The organism is Streptomyces sp. PKA51 (assembly GCF_057552455.1).
The window spans coordinates 68,920-84,053 of sequence record NZ_BAAJPZ010000013.1; the positions used below are offsets into that span (position 1 = coordinate 68,920).

The 15,134-nt window shown below is 74.0% G+C and carries 15 protein-coding genes; 10 read left to right on the forward strand and 5 right to left on the reverse strand.

Features of this window, described 5'->3' with window-relative positions; translation table 11 throughout:
• The first annotated feature begins 12 nt into the window (after nt 1-12).
• From mshD to AC27L3_RS20040, 7 genes are all read left to right on the forward strand, one after another.
• On the forward strand, nt 13-945 hold the full coding sequence (gene mshD / locus AC27L3_RS20010) for a mycothiol synthase (protein WP_487235410.1): 933 nt from the start codon (nt 13-15) through the stop codon (nt 943-945).
• A 120-nt stretch (nt 946-1,065) separates the two neighbouring features.
• Complete coding sequence (locus AC27L3_RS20015) at nt 1,066-1,467, forward strand: GntR family transcriptional regulator (RefSeq protein WP_487235411.1); 402 nt, start codon at nt 1,066-1,068, stop codon at nt 1,465-1,467.
• Nucleotides 1,464-2,426, forward strand: a complete 963-nt coding sequence (locus AC27L3_RS20020; RefSeq protein WP_487235412.1) for an ABC transporter ATP-binding protein — start codon at nt 1,464-1,466, stop codon at nt 2,424-2,426. Before AC27L3_RS20015 ends, AC27L3_RS20020 begins: the two co-directional genes overlap by 4 nt.
• Nucleotides 2,423-3,379 carry a hypothetical protein gene (locus tag AC27L3_RS20025; protein ID WP_487235413.1) on the forward strand — a complete coding sequence of 319 codons (957 nt, stop codon included), beginning with the start codon at nt 2,423-2,425 and terminating at the stop codon, nt 3,377-3,379. Before AC27L3_RS20020 ends, AC27L3_RS20025 begins: the two co-directional genes overlap by 4 nt.
• Nucleotides 3,380-3,586: 207 nt before the next feature.
• Nucleotides 3,587-5,827 carry an RNA degradosome polyphosphate kinase gene (locus tag AC27L3_RS20030; protein WP_487235414.1) on the forward strand — a complete coding sequence of 747 codons (2,241 nt, stop codon included), beginning with the start codon at nt 3,587-3,589 and terminating at the stop codon, nt 5,825-5,827.
• The gene (locus tag AC27L3_RS20035; protein ID WP_487235415.1) at nt 5,808-6,833 is read left to right on the forward strand and encodes a CHAD domain-containing protein; all 1,026 of its coding nucleotides are present in this window, start codon (nt 5,808-5,810) and stop codon (nt 6,831-6,833) included. The genes AC27L3_RS20030 and AC27L3_RS20035 overlap by 20 nt, the downstream gene beginning before the upstream one ends.
• Entirely contained in the window at nt 6,830-7,246 is a 417-nt protein-coding gene (locus AC27L3_RS20040) for an NUDIX hydrolase (protein ID WP_487235416.1), read from the forward strand. The genes AC27L3_RS20035 and AC27L3_RS20040 overlap by 4 nt, the downstream gene beginning before the upstream one ends.
• Nucleotides 7,247-7,249: 3 nt before the next feature.
• Here AC27L3_RS20040 and AC27L3_RS20045 read toward each other — a convergent pair whose 3' ends face one another.
• Both AC27L3_RS20045 and AC27L3_RS20050 read right to left on the reverse strand, forming a co-directional pair.
• Nucleotides 7,250-8,044, reverse strand: a complete 795-nt coding sequence (locus tag AC27L3_RS20045) for a class I SAM-dependent methyltransferase (RefSeq protein WP_487235417.1) — start codon at nt 8,042-8,044, stop codon at nt 7,250-7,252.
• Nucleotides 8,037-8,714 carry a FadR/GntR family transcriptional regulator gene (locus tag AC27L3_RS20050; protein WP_487235418.1) on the reverse strand — a complete coding sequence of 226 codons (678 nt, stop codon included), beginning with the start codon at nt 8,712-8,714 and terminating at the stop codon, nt 8,037-8,039. The genes AC27L3_RS20045 and AC27L3_RS20050 overlap by 8 nt, the downstream gene beginning before the upstream one ends.
• Before the next feature lie 185 nt (nt 8,715-8,899).
• Between AC27L3_RS20050 and mshA the strand changes: the two genes are divergently transcribed.
• Together mshA and AC27L3_RS20060 are read left to right on the forward strand one after the other, a co-directional pair.
• A complete protein-coding gene (gene mshA, locus AC27L3_RS20055) occupies nt 8,900-10,261 on the forward strand; it encodes a D-inositol-3-phosphate glycosyltransferase (protein WP_487235419.1) in 1,362 nt (453 codons plus the stop codon).
• On the forward strand, nt 10,254-10,766 hold the full coding sequence (locus AC27L3_RS20060) for a type III secretion system chaperone family protein (protein ID WP_487235420.1): 513 nt from the start codon (nt 10,254-10,256) through the stop codon (nt 10,764-10,766). Before mshA ends, AC27L3_RS20060 begins: the two co-directional genes overlap by 8 nt.
• Here the strand turns inward: AC27L3_RS20060 and AC27L3_RS20065 are convergent.
• Nucleotides 10,758-12,074 (reverse strand): MDR family MFS transporter, encoded by a 1,317-nt coding sequence (locus tag AC27L3_RS20065; RefSeq protein ID WP_487235421.1) that lies wholly within the window; start codon nt 12,072-12,074, stop codon nt 10,758-10,760. The genes AC27L3_RS20060 and AC27L3_RS20065 overlap by 9 nt on opposite strands.
• Before the next feature lie 134 nt (nt 12,075-12,208).
• Between AC27L3_RS20065 and AC27L3_RS20070 the strand changes: the two genes are divergently transcribed.
• Nucleotides 12,209-12,970 (forward strand): phosphoglyceromutase, encoded by a 762-nt coding sequence (locus AC27L3_RS20070; RefSeq protein WP_487235422.1) that lies wholly within the window; start codon nt 12,209-12,211, stop codon nt 12,968-12,970.
• Nucleotides 12,971-13,020: 50 nt separating this feature from the next.
• Here the strand turns inward: AC27L3_RS20070 and AC27L3_RS20075 are convergent, their stop codons facing one another.
• Nucleotides 13,021-14,064: a LuxR C-terminal-related transcriptional regulator gene (locus AC27L3_RS20075; protein WP_487235423.1), complete on the reverse strand. Its 1,044-nt coding sequence runs from the start codon at nt 14,062-14,064 to the stop codon at nt 13,021-13,023.
• A 35-nt stretch (nt 14,065-14,099) separates the two neighbouring features.
• Nucleotides 14,100-15,119 (reverse strand): 2,3-diaminopropionate biosynthesis protein SbnB, encoded by a 1,020-nt coding sequence (gene sbnB, locus AC27L3_RS20080; protein ID WP_487235424.1) that lies wholly within the window; start codon nt 15,117-15,119, stop codon nt 14,100-14,102.
• Between the last annotated feature and the right edge of the window lie 15 nt (nt 15,120-15,134).

The window sequence follows — 15,134 nt, forward strand, 5'->3', positions numbered from 1 at the left end:
TAGGCTCGCCCCATGAGCGACGTGGTGAATGACGCGAGCGGGCAGCGGCGCATCGAGGTGCTGGAGGAGCTCCCGGCCGAGCAGGTGACGCGGGTACGGCAACTGATCGCCGACGCGGCCGCCCTCGACGGGCAGCCGGCCGTCTCGGAGCAGGGGCGCCTGCAGCTGGAGGGGCGACGCGCGGGCGTACGGCACGTCCTGCTGCACGAGCGCGACGGCGAGCAGCGGCTGCTGGGGTACGGCCAGCTGGAGGAGGGCGACCCCGTGGAGGCGCCGGCGGGCGAGTTCGTGGTGCACCCCGATCACCGGGGGCGCGGGCACGGCCGCGTGCTGGGCGGTGCGCTGCTCGCCGAGTCCGGCAAGCGGCTGCGGGTGTGGGCGCACGGGGGTCATCCGGCGGCGCGGCACCTGGCCCAGGTGCTGGGCCTGAGCCTGTTCCGCGAACTGCGGCAGATGCGCCGCCCGCTGGGCGGCCTGCAGCTGGGGGAGCCGGTGCTGCCGGACGGTGTGAGCCTGCGGACGTTCCGGCCGGGGGCCGACGACGCGGCGTGGCTGGCGGTGAACGCGGAGGCGTTCGCGCACCACCCCGAGCAGGGGGCACTCACCCAGCGGGACCTGGACGACCGCAAGGCGCAGCCCTGGTTCGACCCGGAGGGCTTCTTCCTCGCCGAGAAGGGCGGGGAGATCGTGGGCTTCCACTGGACGAAGGTGCACGAGGAGGAGGGGGGCCTGGGCGAGGTGTACGTCCTGGGCGTCCGGCCCGGGGCGCAGGGCGGCGGGCTCGGCAAGGCCCTGACGGCCGTGGGCCTGCGCCACCTCGCGGGCCTGGGCCTGCCGACGGCGATGCTGTACGTGGACGCGGACAACACGGCGGCCGTGCGGGTGTACGAGGGCATGGGGTTCGTGACGCACGAGGTGGACCTGATGTACCGCACGGAGGCGTAGGGCGCCCCTGACGGGGCGCCCCCGGCCGGGCGCCACCCCGTCCCGGCCGTGGTGCGGATTGACAGGGCCCGGGCCCGTCCAGCACCCTTTCACTAATGAAGTAGTGAAAGGGTGGAAGGCGTGGTCGAGTTTCGTATCGACCGGCGCAGCGGCGTCGCCACGTACCTGCAGATCGTCCAGCAGGTCCGGCAGGCACTGCGGCTCGGGCTCCTCGCGCCGGGGGACAAGCTGCCCACGGCCAAGGAGGTCGTCGCGGCCACCGCCATCAACCCCAACACCGTCCTGAAGGCCTACCGCGAGCTGGACCGCGAGGGCCTGGTCGAGGCGCGCCCCGGACTGGGGACGTTCGTACGGCGGTCCCTGGCCCGGCCGGGAGCCGCCGCCGACTCGCCGCTGCGCGCCGAGCTGGCCGACTGGACGGCCCGCGCCCGCGCGGCCGGGCTGGACCGGGAGGACGTGGCGGCCCTGCTCGCGTCCGTCCTGGAGGAGACGTTCCACGACGTGCGCGAGGGGACCGCATGACCGATCTGACCTTCGCGCCCGGCGGGACCGCCCTGGAGGCGGTCGGCCTGGGCGCGCGCTATCGCCGGCACCGCTGGGCGCTGCGCGAGTGCAGCTTCCGGGTGCCCGCCGGGCGCGTGTGCGCCCTCGTCGGCCCCAACGGGGCCGGCAAGTCCACGCTGCTGTCGCTGGCGGCCGGGCTGATGCGCCCGGCCGAGGGGCGGCTGCAGGTGTTCGGCGGCGCGGCGGGCGACGCCGGGGTGCGCCCCCGGGTCGCGTACGTCGCACAGGACAAGCCGCTCTACCCCGACTTCACGGTGGCGGACACGCTGCGCATGGGCCGGCACCTCAATCCCGGCCGCTGGGACGCGGCCACCGCCGAGCGGATCGTGCGCGGCGGCGACCTGCCGTCCGGCGCCCGGGTGGGTGCGCTCTCCGGCGGCCAGCGCACCCGGGTTGCGCTCGCGCTGGCCCTGGGCAAGCGGCCCGAACTGCTGCTGCTCGACGAGCCGATGAGCGACCTCGACCCGCTGGTGCGCCACGAGATGATGGCCCTGCTGATGGCCGAGGCGGCCGAGCACGGCACGACCGTCGTCATCGCCTCGCACATCCTCGCCGAGCTGGAGGGGGCGTGCGACTACCTGCTGCTGGTGGCCGGCGGCCGGGTGCGCCTGGCCGGCGAGGTGGAGGACCTTCTCTCCGCGCACCGGCTGGTCATGGGGCGCCACGAGGAGGCGGGCACGCCGCGCGCGTTCGCCCCGCACACGGTGGTGGAGTCGCGGACGACGGGCCGTCAGCTGACCGCGCTGCTGCGGACGGACGGTCCGGTGGCCGGCGGCTGGCAGGTGAGCGAGCCGACCCTGGAGGAGCTGATCCTGGCCCACCTGCGCTCGCCCGGGGCGCCACCGCTGCTCGCGCCGAGCGCGGAGCCGCGTACGCCCTCGTACCGCACGGCATCGGGACGCAAGGAGGCGGCGTGACGACGATCGACGCAGGAACGTTCCTGCAGAAGGGCCGCACCCGCGGCGCGACCTGGCTCGTCCTGCGCCGGCACCGCGTCGCCGCCTGGTCGGCCCTCGGCCTGCTGGCCGCACTCCTGGGGACGCTGGTGTGGCTGCGCTCGGGCATCACCGGCTACACGGCCGGTCACGATGTGTCCGGTCCCGAGGCGTTCCGGCACCTCAACGATGCGTACGGCGACCCGCTGCACTACATCGGCCGGTTCCTGGAGTTCCTGCCGCTGCTGGTCGGCGCGTTCGTCGCGGGCCCGGTGATCGCCCGGGAGCTGGAGAGCGGCACGTACCGGGTGGCCTGGACGCAGTCGATCTCGCCCATGCGGTGGTTCGCGGCCAAGCTCGCCCTGCCGGCCGTGGCCCTCCTGGCCGGGGTGTCCGTGCTGTCGGCCGCCTACGCCTGGACCTGGCGCAGCCTGCCCCTGGAGCACCTGCCGGGCCAGTGGTGGTGGCGCAACACCGACATGCTCGGCCCCGTGCCCGTCGCCCACGCCCTGCTCGGGCTCGCGGTGGGCGCCCTGGCCGGCCTGCTGCTGCGGCGGGCGCTGCCCGCCCTGGGCGTGACGATCCTCGCGCTCCAGGTGCTGCTGCTGCCGGTCCAGTGGCTGCGCGACCGCCTGGTCGCCCCGGCGACCGAGCTCTCCCGGGACATGCCGGGCCTGATCAGGGGCAACAGCGACTGGATCGTCGGCCGCGGCATGGTCGACGGCTCCGGCGGCCACCTTCCCGAGCCGGACTGCGGCATCGGCGTGGGGCCCGCGGACTGCCTCGCCCGGCACCATGCGGTCGGTTGGTACCTGGAGTACCATCCCGGCTCCCACATGCAGCCCCTGCTGTGGGCCGAGGCGGGGATCTGCACGGCGCTGGCGCTGCTGGTGGCCGGCGCGGCCGTGTGGCTGATGCGCCGCACCCACCCCTGAGCCGCCGCACCCACCCCTGAGCCGGGGCGGGGCGCGGTGCCGGAGATCCCCTGGACGCCATGTGGACGTTACCCGTGCTTAAACCACGGTTGCGAGCCTTGGCGAATGCAGCCCGCCCCGACCCGCGCCCCAGGACGACGGCTCCGCGCCGCCCCCGCCCCGGCCCCGGACGCGCCCGACCGGCCCGAGGCGCGGAACAATGAAGGTATGAGCCAGCCGTCGAGGATTCCGGCCCCGGACACCACGACCGACTCGGTGGGCTTCATCGCCGCCCACCGGCCGAACGCGGCCGTCGTCGCAGGCGTGCCCCAGGTGGGGGCCGATCTCGACGCCTTCGGGATCAAGGAGCTGGCGGCCACCGGCGAGGACGGCGCCGAGCCGCTGCCCGAGGGCCGCTTCCTGGACCGCGAGCGCAGCTGGCTCGCCTTCAACGAACGGGTGCTGGAGCTCGCCGAGGACCCGGCCACGCCCCTGCTGGAACGCGCCAACTTCCTGGCGATCTTCGCCGGCAACCTCGACGAGTTCTTCATGGTGCGCGTCGCCGGCCTCAAGCGCCGCATCGCCACCGGCGTGGCCACCCGCTCCGCCTCCGGGCTGCAGCCGCGCGAGGTGCTGGAGCTGATCTGGACCCGCTCGCGCGAGCTCATGGCCCGGCACGCCGCCTGCTTCCAGCAGGACGTCGCCCCCGAGCTCGCCGACCAGGGCATCCACCTCATCCGCTGGCCCGACCTGACCGACAAGGAGCAGGGCCGGCTCTTCACCCTCTTCCGGCAGCAGATCTTCCCCGTTCTCACCCCGCTCGCCGTCGACCCCGCGCACCCCTTCCCGTACATCTCCGGGCTCTCGCTCAACCTCGCCGTCGTCGTGCGCAACCCCGTCAGCGGCCACGACCACTTCGCCCGCGTGAAGGTGCCGCCGCTGCTGCCGCGCTTCCTGGAGGCGTCCCCGCAGCGGTTCGTGCCGCTGGAGGACGTCATCGCGGCCCACCTGGAGGAGCTCTTCCCCGGCATGGAGGTGCTCGCGCACCACATGTTCCGGGTCACGCGCAACGAGGACCTGGAGGTCGAGGAGGACGACGCCGAGAACCTGCTGCAGGCGCTGGAGAAGGAGCTCATGCGCCGCCGCTTCGGCCCGCCGGTGCGCCTGGAGGTCGAGGAGACCATCGACCCCTACGTCCTCGACCTGCTGGTGCGCGAGCTGAAGATCTCCGACGCCGAGGTCTACCCGCTGCCCGGCCCGCTCGACCTGACCGCGCTGTTCGCCATCGGCGCCCTGGACCGACCGGAGCTGAAGTACCCCAAGTTCGTCGCCGGCACCCACCGCGACCTCGCCGAGGTGGAGTCCGCCTCCCCACCCGACATCTTCGCCGCCCTGCGCGAGCGCGACGTCCTGCTGCACCACCCGTACGACTCCTTCTCCACCTCCGTCCAGGCGTTCCTGGAACAGGCCGCCGCCGACCCCGACGTGCTCGCCATCAAGCAGACGCTCTACCGCACCTCCGGCGACTCGCCCATCGTCGACGCCCTCATAGACGCCGCCGAATCCGGCAAGCAGGTGCTCGTCCTCGTCGAGATCAAGGCCCGCTTCGACGAGCAGGCCAACATCAAATGGGCCCGCAAGCTCGAAGAGGCCGGCTGCCACGTCGTCTACGGCCTCGTGGGCCTCAAGACCCACTGCAAGCTCTCCCTCGTCGTCCGGCAGGAGGGCGACACGCTGCGCCGCTACTCCCACGTCGGCACCGGCAACTACCACCCCAAGACCGCCCGGCTCTACGAGGACTTCGGCCTGCTGACCGCCGACCCCCAGGTCGGCGCCGACCTGTCCGACCTGTTCAACCGGCTCTCCGGCTACTCGCGCCGCGAGACCTACCGGCGCCTGCTCGTCGCCCCCCGCTCCCTGCGCGACGGGCTGGTCCAGCGCATCGCCAGAGAAGTCGCCCACCACCGCGCCGGCCGGCCCGCCTCCATCCGCATCAAGGTCAACTCCATGGTCGACGAGGCCGTCATCGACGCCCTCTACCGCGCCTCGCGCGCCGGTGTCCCCGTCGACATCTGGGTACGCGGCATCTGCGCCCTGCGCCCCGGCGTCCCCGGACTGTCCGAGAACATCCGCGTCCGCAGCGTCCTCGGCCGCTTCCTCGAACACTCCCGCGTCTTCGCCTTCGCCAACGCCGGCGACACCGAAGTCTGGCTCGGCAGCGCCGACATGATGCACCGCAACCTCGACCGGCGCATCGAGGCCCTGGTCCGCGTCACCGACCCCGCCCACCGGACCTCCCTCGGCAAACTGCTGGAACTCGGCGTCTCCGACCACACCGCCTCCTGGCACCTGGGCCCCGACGGCGAATGGACGCGGCACGCCACCGACACCGACGGCCGGCCGCTGCGCAGCGTGCAGGAGATCCTCATCGACGCACGGAGGCGCCGGCGTGGCTCAGCTACCGCATGACGCACCGGCGCCCCTCGCGGCAGGCGCCGACACGACGACGAGCGCGGGCGAGGTCCTCTCCGGCTACCTCCAGGCCCAGGCCGTGGAATTCCTGCGCAGCCTGCGCCTGCACGCCGACAGCGGCGTCGACGCCGAGGACGCCGGCGAAGCCGCCCGCCTGCTGCGCCGCTCCGCCCGGCGCATCGCCGGCACCCTGCACGTCTACCGGCCCCTGACCGACCCCACCTGGACCGACCAGCTGCGCGGCGAACTCGGCTGGCTCTGCGACGTCATCGGCCGCGAACACACCCACGCCGCACGGCTCGCCCGGCTGCGCGGCGCACTGCACCGGCTCGCCGGCGCCGGCGGCCCCGCCACCGTCGGCGCCGCCCGCGCCGGGGCGCTCCTCGACCGGCAACTCACCCTCGCCCGCACCCGCGCCCACTCCGCCGCCCTCCAGGCGCTCGGCTCCGCCCGCTTCCACGCCGTCGCCGACGCGGTCGCCGTCCTCGCCTCCGAAGTGCCGCTCGACGCCGTCGCGCGCGAGACACCCGCCGCGGCCGTTCTGCCACGCCTGGCCGACCAGGCCCACCGGCGGCTCACCGACGCCGTCGAAGCCCTGCCGCTCGCCACCGCCGGCCGCCCCTACAACGCCGAAGCCCTGCTGCACGGCCTCGCCGCCACCACCGCCGCGGACGCACCACCCGCCGAGACCCGGCAGGACGCGCCCTGGCACCAGGTACGGCGCCTGGTGCGGCTGCGGCGGTACGCGCAGGAAGTCCTCGACGAACAGGAACAGACCGAGGCCGAACCCTCCCTGTCCGTACGGCTCCTCGGCGCCGGCCAGGCCCTCGACCGGCACCGCGACGCCGCCGACGCCGCGGCGGCCGCCGCGTCCGCCGCCCGCACGCCGCGCATCGCCCCCGCCACGGCGTACGCGCTCGGCGTCCTCCACGCCGACCAGCGGCACGAGGTGGAAGCCGCGCGCTACGCCTTCGGACGCATGTGGCAGAGGATCGTGCCGTGACGGCGCCCGTGGTGCGGGCGGCGGGATGCGTGCTGTGGCGGCGCGCGACCTCGCCCGGACCGGTGGAACTGGCTCTGGTGCACCGGCCCAAGTACGACGACTGGTCACTGCCCAAGGGCAAGCTCAAGCGCGGCGAGGACCCGCTGAGCGGTGCGCTGCGGGAAGTACTGGAGGAAACCGGGATGCGGTGCGAGCCGGGGGCCCGGCTGCCGGTGTCCCGCTACCTGGTCGACGGGCGGCCCAAGGAAGTCCACTGGTGGGCGGCGGAGGCGGTGGGGGGCCGCTTCGTGCCGAGCCGCGAGGTCGACCGGCTGCTGTGGCTGGGGCCGGAGGCCGCGCGCTGGCGCCTGACGCACGACCGCGACAGGCCGCTGGTGGATGCGCTGCTGTCCGTGCTGGGGCTGCGGCCCTGAGCGCTACCGCGCCGGGGCCAGCGCGTCCCAGCGCAGCGTGAGCTCGCCCTGGCGCCAGCGCACCGGGCCGTCCGTCACCGGCCAGTCGGCCCGTAGCGTGGTCGCCGTGCGGATCCAGCGCTGGCGGGCGCTGAGCGCGCCGTAGGGGGCCGCCGCCGCCCACGCGCGGTCGAAGTCGCGCAGGAAGGCGTACACCGCCTCCCCCGGCACGTTGCGGTGGATGAGCGCCTTCGGCAGGCGTTCGGCCAGGTCGGAGGGTGTGCCGAGGGATCCGAGGCGGGCCGCGAAGGTGATGGTGCGGGGCCCTTCGGGCCCGAGGGCCACCCATACGTGCCGGCGTCCGATCTCGTCGCACGTGCCCTCGACGAGCAGTCCGTCCGGTGCGAGCCGCCCGCACAGGCGTTGCCAGACGGCGGTGACCTCGTCCTCGTCGTACTGCCGCAGCACGTTGGCCGCGCGGATGAGGAGGGCGCGCCGGCCGGCGGGCAGGGGGACTTCGAAGCCGCCGTGGGCGAAGCCGAGGCCGTCGCGTTCGTAGGGTTTGGCCGCGGCGACGCGGGCGGGGTCGATCTCGATGCCGACGACTTCCGCGTCGGGGCGGACGGTGCGCAGGCGTCCGAGGAGTTCGACGGCGGTCCAGGGGGCGGCGCCGTAGCCGAGGTCGACGGCGACGGGGTCGGTGCTGCGGCGCAGTGCGGGGGCGTGGGCGGCGGTGATCCAGCGGTCCATGCGGCGCAGCCGGTTGGGGTTGGTGGTGCCGCGGGTGGCGGAGCCGACGGGGCGGGTGGGCCTAGCCATGGCAGGTACCGCCGTCCAGGGCCCGGCGGCCGGCCTCGGCGGGGTCGCCGGCGCGCAGGGCGGCGAGCAGGGTTTCGTGGCCGGCGGGGTCGGCGCCGTGGAAGCCGGGGGCGGCCCAGGCGTCGGCCGCGGCGGTGCGCAGGGGGCCGGTGAGGTTGCGGTGGAGTTCTGCGAGGAGGGGGTTGCCGGAGGCGTCGGCGATGCCGCAGTGGAAGGCCCGGTCGGCGTCGCACCAGGCATCGAAGTCGCGGGCGTGCCAGGCGGCGGCGCGTCGGCCGAGGGCGTCGTGCAGGGCGTCGAGGGCCGGTCCGTCGGCACGTACGGCGGCGAGGCGGGCGGCCTGGGCGTGGAGGCCCGCGCGGACTTCGCGGAGCTGGCCGAGGTCGCCGTCGCCGTAGAGGCGGGCGACGGCGCCGGAGAGTTCGCTGGTGGCGCGCACGTACGTGCCGTCGCCGCGCCGGACCTCCAGGAGCCCGGTGTGGGTCAGGGCGCGCACGGCCTCGCGGACGGTGCCGCGGGCGACCTGGAGCCGGCGCATCAGTTCGGGCTCGGGCGGGATGCGGGTGCCGACGGGCCAGTCGCCGGAGGCGATGCGGGCCCGGATGCGGTGGATGACCTCGTCGGAGAGGGCGGGGCGGCGCACCGGTCGGAGGGCCGGTTCCTTGCTCATGCGGTCACGGTACCTTGACATCGGACGTCGGATGTTTGGTGGCCCGTGGATCGTGAGGCGGCGAGCCGCTTACGTCACTCTTTGGTAAACCGGGAAGGGGAACCTGCCTTCGGGACGTTGCCACCAGTCGACGGGGCGAGCAGCCGCAGGGGGAAAGAACCCCGCGGCGGACGGAGGAACACACGGTGAGCCAGTACGCAGCCAGGCTCGGTGCGCGGCGCGGACGTACGCTCGGTTCCTTCGCGAAGCCGCCGCTGCGCCGCCTCGGCGGGCGGCGCCCGCGGCGGGTGGCCATGCTGAGTGTGCACACCTCGCCCCTGCACCAGCCCGGGACGGGCGATGCGGGCGGCATGAACGTGTACATCGTCGAGCTGGCCAAGCGGCTGGCCGACCAGGGCATCGAGGTCGAGGTCTTCACCCGGGCCACCACCGCGGCCCTGCCGCCCACCGTGGAGCTCGCGCCCGGCGTGCTCGTCCGGCACATCGACGCCGGGCCGTACGAGGGTCTGGCCAAGGAGGAGCTGCCCGCCCAGCTGTGCGCCTTCACCCACGGGGTGATGCAGGCGTGGGCCGGGCACCGGCCCGGTTACTACGACCTCGTCCACTCGCACTACTGGCTCTCCGGCCACGTCGGCTGGCTCGCCGCCCAGCGCTGGGGCGTCCCGCTCGTGCACGCCATGCACACCATGGCCAAGGTCAAGAACGCCGCCCTCGCCGAGGGGGACACCCCCGAGCCCGCCGCCCGTGTGATCGGCGAGACGCAGATCGTGCGGGCCGCGGACCGGCTGATCGCCAACACCGAGGGCGAGGCCGGCGAGCTCGTCCACCACTACGACGCCGATCCCGCGAAGGTCGCCGTCGTGCACCCCGGCGTGAATCTCGAACGCTTCCGTCCCGCCCCGGGCGGCCGGGCCGCCGCCCGCGAGCGCCTGGGGCTGCCCGCCGACGCCCTCGTGCCGCTGTTCGCCGGCCGCATCCAGCCGCTGAAGGCCCCGGACGTCCTGCTGCGGGCGGTGGCCGAGCTGCTGGACCGGGCGCCGGGGCTGCGCCGCCGGATCGTCGTGCCCGTCGTCGGCGGGCCCAGCGGCAGCGGCCTGGCCAAGCCGGAGGGCCTGCAGAAGCTCGCGGCCCGGCTCGGCATCGCCGACGTCGTCCGCTTCCACCCGCCGGTCGGCCAGGACAGCCTCGCCGACTGGTACCGGGCCGCCTCCGTCCTCGTCATGCCGTCCTACAGCGAGTCCTTCGGGCTGGTGGCCGTCGAGGCTCAGGCGTGCGGCACGCCGGTGGTCGCGGCCGCGGTCGGCGGCCTGCCGGTGGCCGTCGCGGACGGCCGCAGCGGCATCCTCGTCGAGGGCCACGACCCGGCCGACTACGCCAGTGCGCTCGCCCGCTTCGCCGACGACCCGGGGCTGACCGAGCGGATGGGGCAGGCCGCGGCCCGCCATGCGCAGTCCTTCGGCTGGGACGCGGCGGCCGCCGCCACGGCCGAGGTGTACACCGCGGCGATGGGCGAGCGCAGGCGTCGCCTACGCTCGGCACATGTCTGATCGGACCACGCCCGCAGCGAAGGCCGTCATCGAGCGCACGCTGCGCGAGGCGGACCTGGAGTGGGAGAGCCCTGCCGACGGCACGTACGTCGTCAAGCTCCCCGGTACGCGCAAGCTGTCGACGACCGTCTCGCTGAAGGTCGGCCGGCACTCCCTGTCGGTCAACGCCTTCGTCGTGCGCTGCCCCGACGAGAACCACGCGGCCGTGCACCGGTGGCTGCTGGAGCGCAACACCCGGCTGTACGGGGTCGCCTACGCGATCGACCGGCTCGGCGACGTCTACCTGGTGGGCCGGCTGCCGCTGGCGGCGGTGACCCCGGAGGAGATCGACCGGATCCTGGGCACCGTCCTGGAGCACGCGGACGGCAGCTTCAACACGCTGCTGGAGATGGGGTTCGCGGAGGCGATCCGCAAGGAGTACGCGTGGCGCACGGCGCGCGGGGAGTCCACGCGCAACCTGGAGGCGTTCTCGCGCCTGACGCGGGACGAGCCGACGTCAGGCTGACGCCGCCTCCGTCTCCGTCTTCGTGTCCGTCTCCGCCTTCGCCTTCGGTGCCTGCCGGGTGGCCGGCTCCGGCGCGGCCGCACCGGCGGCGGTGTCCTGCGCCGGCAGCCCGCACATCAGCAGCCAGTACCCGGCGGCGGCGAGCGCGCCGACCACCGCGCAGACCCCCCACAGCACGTCCGCCCCGTAGTGGTCGATCAGCGTGCCGCCCACCAGCGGGGCGACCAGCGCGGCCACCGACCACGACAGCGAGTAGACGCCCTGGTAGCGCCCGCGCCCCTGGGCGGGGGAGAGCCGCACGACGAGGCCCATCTGGGTCGGCGAGTTGATGATCTCGGCGAACGTCCAGACGACGACGGTCAGCATGTAGACGCCGACCGAGCCGGCGAAGGCGGTCAGCCCGAAGCCGCAGCCGGCGAGCAGCGCGGAGACGGTCAGCAGCCGCCGCGGGTCGCCGTGCTCGATGAAGCGGGTGACGGGGATCTGCAGGGCCACGATCAGGACGCCGTTGACCGCGATGACCGCGCCGTAGTCGCCGGGGGAGAAGCCGTCGGCGCCCATGGCCACCGGCAGGGCGACCGAGTGCTGCATGAAGATGAAAGCCATCAGGAAGGACAGCCCGACCACTCCCATGAACCGGCCGTCGCGCAGCACGGTGCCCAGGCTCACCGGGCGCTCGTCCGGCGCGGCGCCGGTGCCGGCGGCGGCCTGCTCGGGCCGGGACTCGGGCAGCTTCCAGAACACCAGCAGGGCGCACACGAGGGTCAGCGCGGCCTCGCCCAGGAAGCCGATGAGGTAGCTGTAGGAGGCGACGACGCCGGCGGCCAGCGAGGAGAAGGCGAAGCCGAGGTTGATGGCCCAGTAGTTGAGCGCGAAGGCGCGGACGCGGTCCTCGGCCGGGACGATGTCGGCCATCATCGCCTGCACCGCCGGGCGGGAGGCGTTGGAGGCCATGCCGACGAGGAAGGCGACGGCGGCGATGGCCAGCGGGTGCTGCACGAAGCCGAGCAGGGCGACGGAGGCGGCGGTGGACAGCTGGGCCACCAGCAGGGTGGGGCGCCGGCCGAGCCGGTCGGCCATCACGCCGGCGACGAGGGAGGAGATCACCCCGCCGAGGCCGTGCAGGGCGGCGACGAGGCCGGCGTACGAGGCGGAGTAGCCGCGGTCGATCGTCAGATACAGGGACAAAAAGGTCGCGACGAAGGCGCCCAGCCGGTTGATCAGGGTCGACGTCCACAGCCACCAGAACTGCCGCGGCAGCCCCGAGACGCTCCTGCGAGCGGCCCTTCCGATCCGTGCTACCGACATGCGCGCCCCCGATGTAAGTGGTATCAACCGGGCTCGCACGTTACTGAAATGATCGTGTCCACGCCATTCAATTGACGATCGGCGTCAAACGTCCGGGGCGCGAGGCGCTCGGCCCGTCGATTACGCTCAAGGGCATGGCCGACGCACCGTACAAGCTGATCCTCCTCCGCCACGGCGAGAGCGAGTGGAACGCGAAGAACCTGTTCACCGGCTGGGTGGACGTCAACCTCAACGAGAAGGGCGAGAAGGAGGCACTCCGCGGCGGTGAGCTGCTGAAGGACGCCGGCCTGCTGCCCGACGTGGTCCACACCTCCCTGCAGAAGCGCGCCATCCGCACCGCGCAGATCGCCCTGGAGGCCGCCGACCGCCACTGGATCCCCGTGCACCGCTCCTGGCGGCTGAACGAGCGCCACTACGGCGCGCTGCAGGGCAAGGACAAGGCCCAGACCCTGGCGGAGTTCGGCGAGGAGCAGTTCATGCTCTGGCGCCGCTCCTACGACACCCCGCCGCCGGCCCTCAAGGACGGCTCGGAGTTCTCCCAGAGCGACGACCCGCGCTACGCCTCCATCCCCGGCGAGCTGCGCCCGCGCACCGAGTGCCTCAAGGACGTCGTCACCCGCATGCTGCCGTACTGGTACGACGGCATCGTCCCGGACCTGATCGCCGGCCGCACCGTCCTGGTCGCCGCGCACGGCAACTCGCTGCGCGCCCTGGTCAAGCACCTGGACGGCATCTCCGACGCCGACATCGCGGGCCTGAACATCCCCACCGGCATCCCGCTCGCCTACGAGCTCGACGCCGACTTCCGCCCGGTCACCCCCGGTGGCCGCTACCTCGACCCGGAGGCCGCCAAGGCCGCCATCGAGGCCGTGAAGAACCAGGGCAAGAAGAAGTAGCCCGCAGGATCACGCACGCACACGGCCACCGGTGAGCCCCTGCGGGGGGCTCACCGGTGGCCGAGTTCGTGCAGCAGGTAGCCGGCGCGCACCCGGGTGCGGGCGCCCAGGCGGTTCATGATCTCGGTGATGTGCCGCTGACAGGTCCGCACCGACATGCCCATGCGGCGGGCGATGGCCTTGTCGTCCTCCCCGGCGATCAGCAGCCGGACGATGTCGGACTTCACGGCGTCCGACGCGGCGATGGCCGGGCCGCGGCCCAGCTTCGCCGGGAAGGGCGTGGCCTGCGGCCACAGCCGTTCGAAGGTGCCGGTCATGAAGTCGACGGTGCTGAGGTCCCGGACGAGCACCGCGCCGCGCGGGTCGTCGCGCAGCGGGATGACGGCGGTGTTCCGGTCGACGACCAGGACCGGTTCGATCCGGTCGCCCACGGTGCGCACCTCGGCGCCCAGGGCGGTCACCCGCTCGACGCGGGCGACCGCCGGCAGGCTGAACTGCGCGGTGTGCTGGCAGATGACCCGCAGCCGCACGCCGCGCGCGAGCGCCGCCTCGACGCGCTCGGGGCACTCCCACGGCACGTCCTCCTGGCGTGCCCCGCCCGGCCGGGCGACGAGGATCTCCCCGGTCGCCCGGTCGATGAGGTGCTCGACGCGGCCGCGGACGTCCGCCGGGCCGGTGACGATCTCCGTGCTCTCCCCGCGCAGCCGGTGCACGATCCCGTCGTGGTACAGCTCGGAGAGGGCGGAGAGCTCGCCGCGGACCTGGACCAGCGCCTCCTGCAGTTCGGCGACCTTCCGTGCGGCGGGCTCCAGGACGTGCAGCTCGGCACTGTCCGGGGAGATGGCGGTCAGCCGGGTGGGCTCGCCCTCCGCCCACCGCAGCAGGCGCAGCCGCAGCAGGACCCGGACGGATTCCGCGACGGCGTCCTCCGGGCGGCCGGTCAGCCGGACCAGGTCGCCCAGCGAGACGCTCGTGGTGCGCGTGGTGTGCTCGTAGATCTCCACGGCGCCCGGGTCCAGGGGCGCGAGCGCCGCGAGCTGCTGGATGTCCATCCTGGGGACCAGCACGTCGATGTCCTGCGGATTGGTCGTCACCCCTGTCCCTCCTGCCGTTGTTCCTGCCCGGCGGGCTACCAGCGCCTGGTCTCGCCGATGAAGTCCGGGATCTCGACGGCGGTCCCCCGGCGGCGGGCCTCGTGCAGGACGTGGTGGCCGACGGCGAGGTCGAGGATGCCCAGACCGAACGGGGAGAAGACGGTCGGCCTGTCCGCATCGAGGGTGACGTTCCCCCGGAGCAGCGCGCCGAGGGTGCCGGTGATGAAGTCGCGGCCACCGGTGAGCTGTTCGGCCAGGTGGGGCGAGGTCTGCGCCTTGAGGCAGTGGTCGACGTCGTCGACGACGTTGTTGGCGCGCAGCAGCAGTTCGGGGGCGAGGTCGCGCAGGGAGACGTTCAGCAGGACCTGCCCGGGCCGCAGGGGGGTGTCCGCGGGCACGTAGGGCGTCGCCGCCGTGGTGGCGAAGACCACCAGGTCGCGGGCGAGGACCTCGTCGAGCGTGCCGGTGCCGGCGGGCACGCCCATGCGGGCCGTCGCGTGGGCGCTCAGGTGGCCGGCGCTGGTGGGGTCCAGGTCGTGCACCAGCACGTCGGCGACCTTCACGCCGCGGGCGTGGAGGTAGTCGACGATGGTGCGGGCGATGACGCCGGCGCCCACGACACCGAGCCGTACGGGCCCGGTCGCGGGGAGCAGTTCGGCGGCCGCGACGGCGGCGGAGGCGGCGGTGCGCACGGCGCTGATGCCGGCCGCCTCCAGGCAGGCGACCGGGTAGCCGGTGGCGTAGTCGTTGATCAGCAGCGTCGCGGAGGCACGCGGCAGCCCCTGCAGGGTGTTGTCGGGGAAGCTGGCGATCCACTTCATGCCGATGGCGTCCACGTCGCCGCCGAGGTAGGAGGGCAGGGCGATGACGCGGGCGTTGGGCTTGTCCGGGAAGCGCAGGAAGTAGCTGTCGGGGTTCACCGAGAGCCCCTGCTCGTGGGCGACGTAGGTGTCGGCGACGATGCGCAGGACGTCCTGGTGGGCGTCGGCGAGGATCGCGGAGACGGCCGCGCCGGGCACGACGGAGAAGTCGGGCATGGGGCTCATTTCTTTCATCGAGTGCAGTTTTCT

What these genes read in the sequence shown, in the direction of transcription:
- mshD (WP_487235410.1), top strand. Translation starts at nt 13, where the DNA reads ATGAGCGACGTGGTGAATGACGCGAGCGGGCAGCGGCGCATCGAGGTG.
- AC27L3_RS20020 (WP_487235412.1), top strand. Translation starts at nt 1,464, where the DNA reads ATGACCGATCTGACCTTCGCGCCCGGCGGGACCGCCCTGGAGGCGGTC.
- AC27L3_RS20030 (WP_487235414.1), top strand. Translation starts at nt 3,587, where the DNA reads ATGAGCCAGCCGTCGAGGATTCCGGCCCCGGACACCACGACCGACTCG.
- AC27L3_RS20045 (WP_487235417.1), bottom strand. Translation starts at nt 8,044, where the DNA reads ATGGCTAGGCCCACCCGCCCCGTCGGCTCCGCCACCCGCGGCACCACC.
- AC27L3_RS20050 (WP_487235418.1), bottom strand. Translation starts at nt 8,714, where the DNA reads ATGAGCAAGGAACCGGCCCTCCGACCGGTGCGCCGCCCCGCCCTCTCC.
- AC27L3_RS20060 (WP_487235420.1), top strand. Translation starts at nt 10,254, where the DNA reads ATGTCTGATCGGACCACGCCCGCAGCGAAGGCCGTCATCGAGCGCACG.
- AC27L3_RS20065 (WP_487235421.1), bottom strand. Translation starts at nt 12,074, where the DNA reads ATGTCGGTAGCACGGATCGGAAGGGCCGCTCGCAGGAGCGTCTCGGGG.
- AC27L3_RS20070 (WP_487235422.1), top strand. Translation starts at nt 12,209, where the DNA reads ATGGCCGACGCACCGTACAAGCTGATCCTCCTCCGCCACGGCGAGAGC.
- sbnB (WP_487235424.1), bottom strand. Translation starts at nt 15,119, where the DNA reads ATGAAAGAAATGAGCCCCATGCCCGACTTCTCCGTCGTGCCCGGCGCG.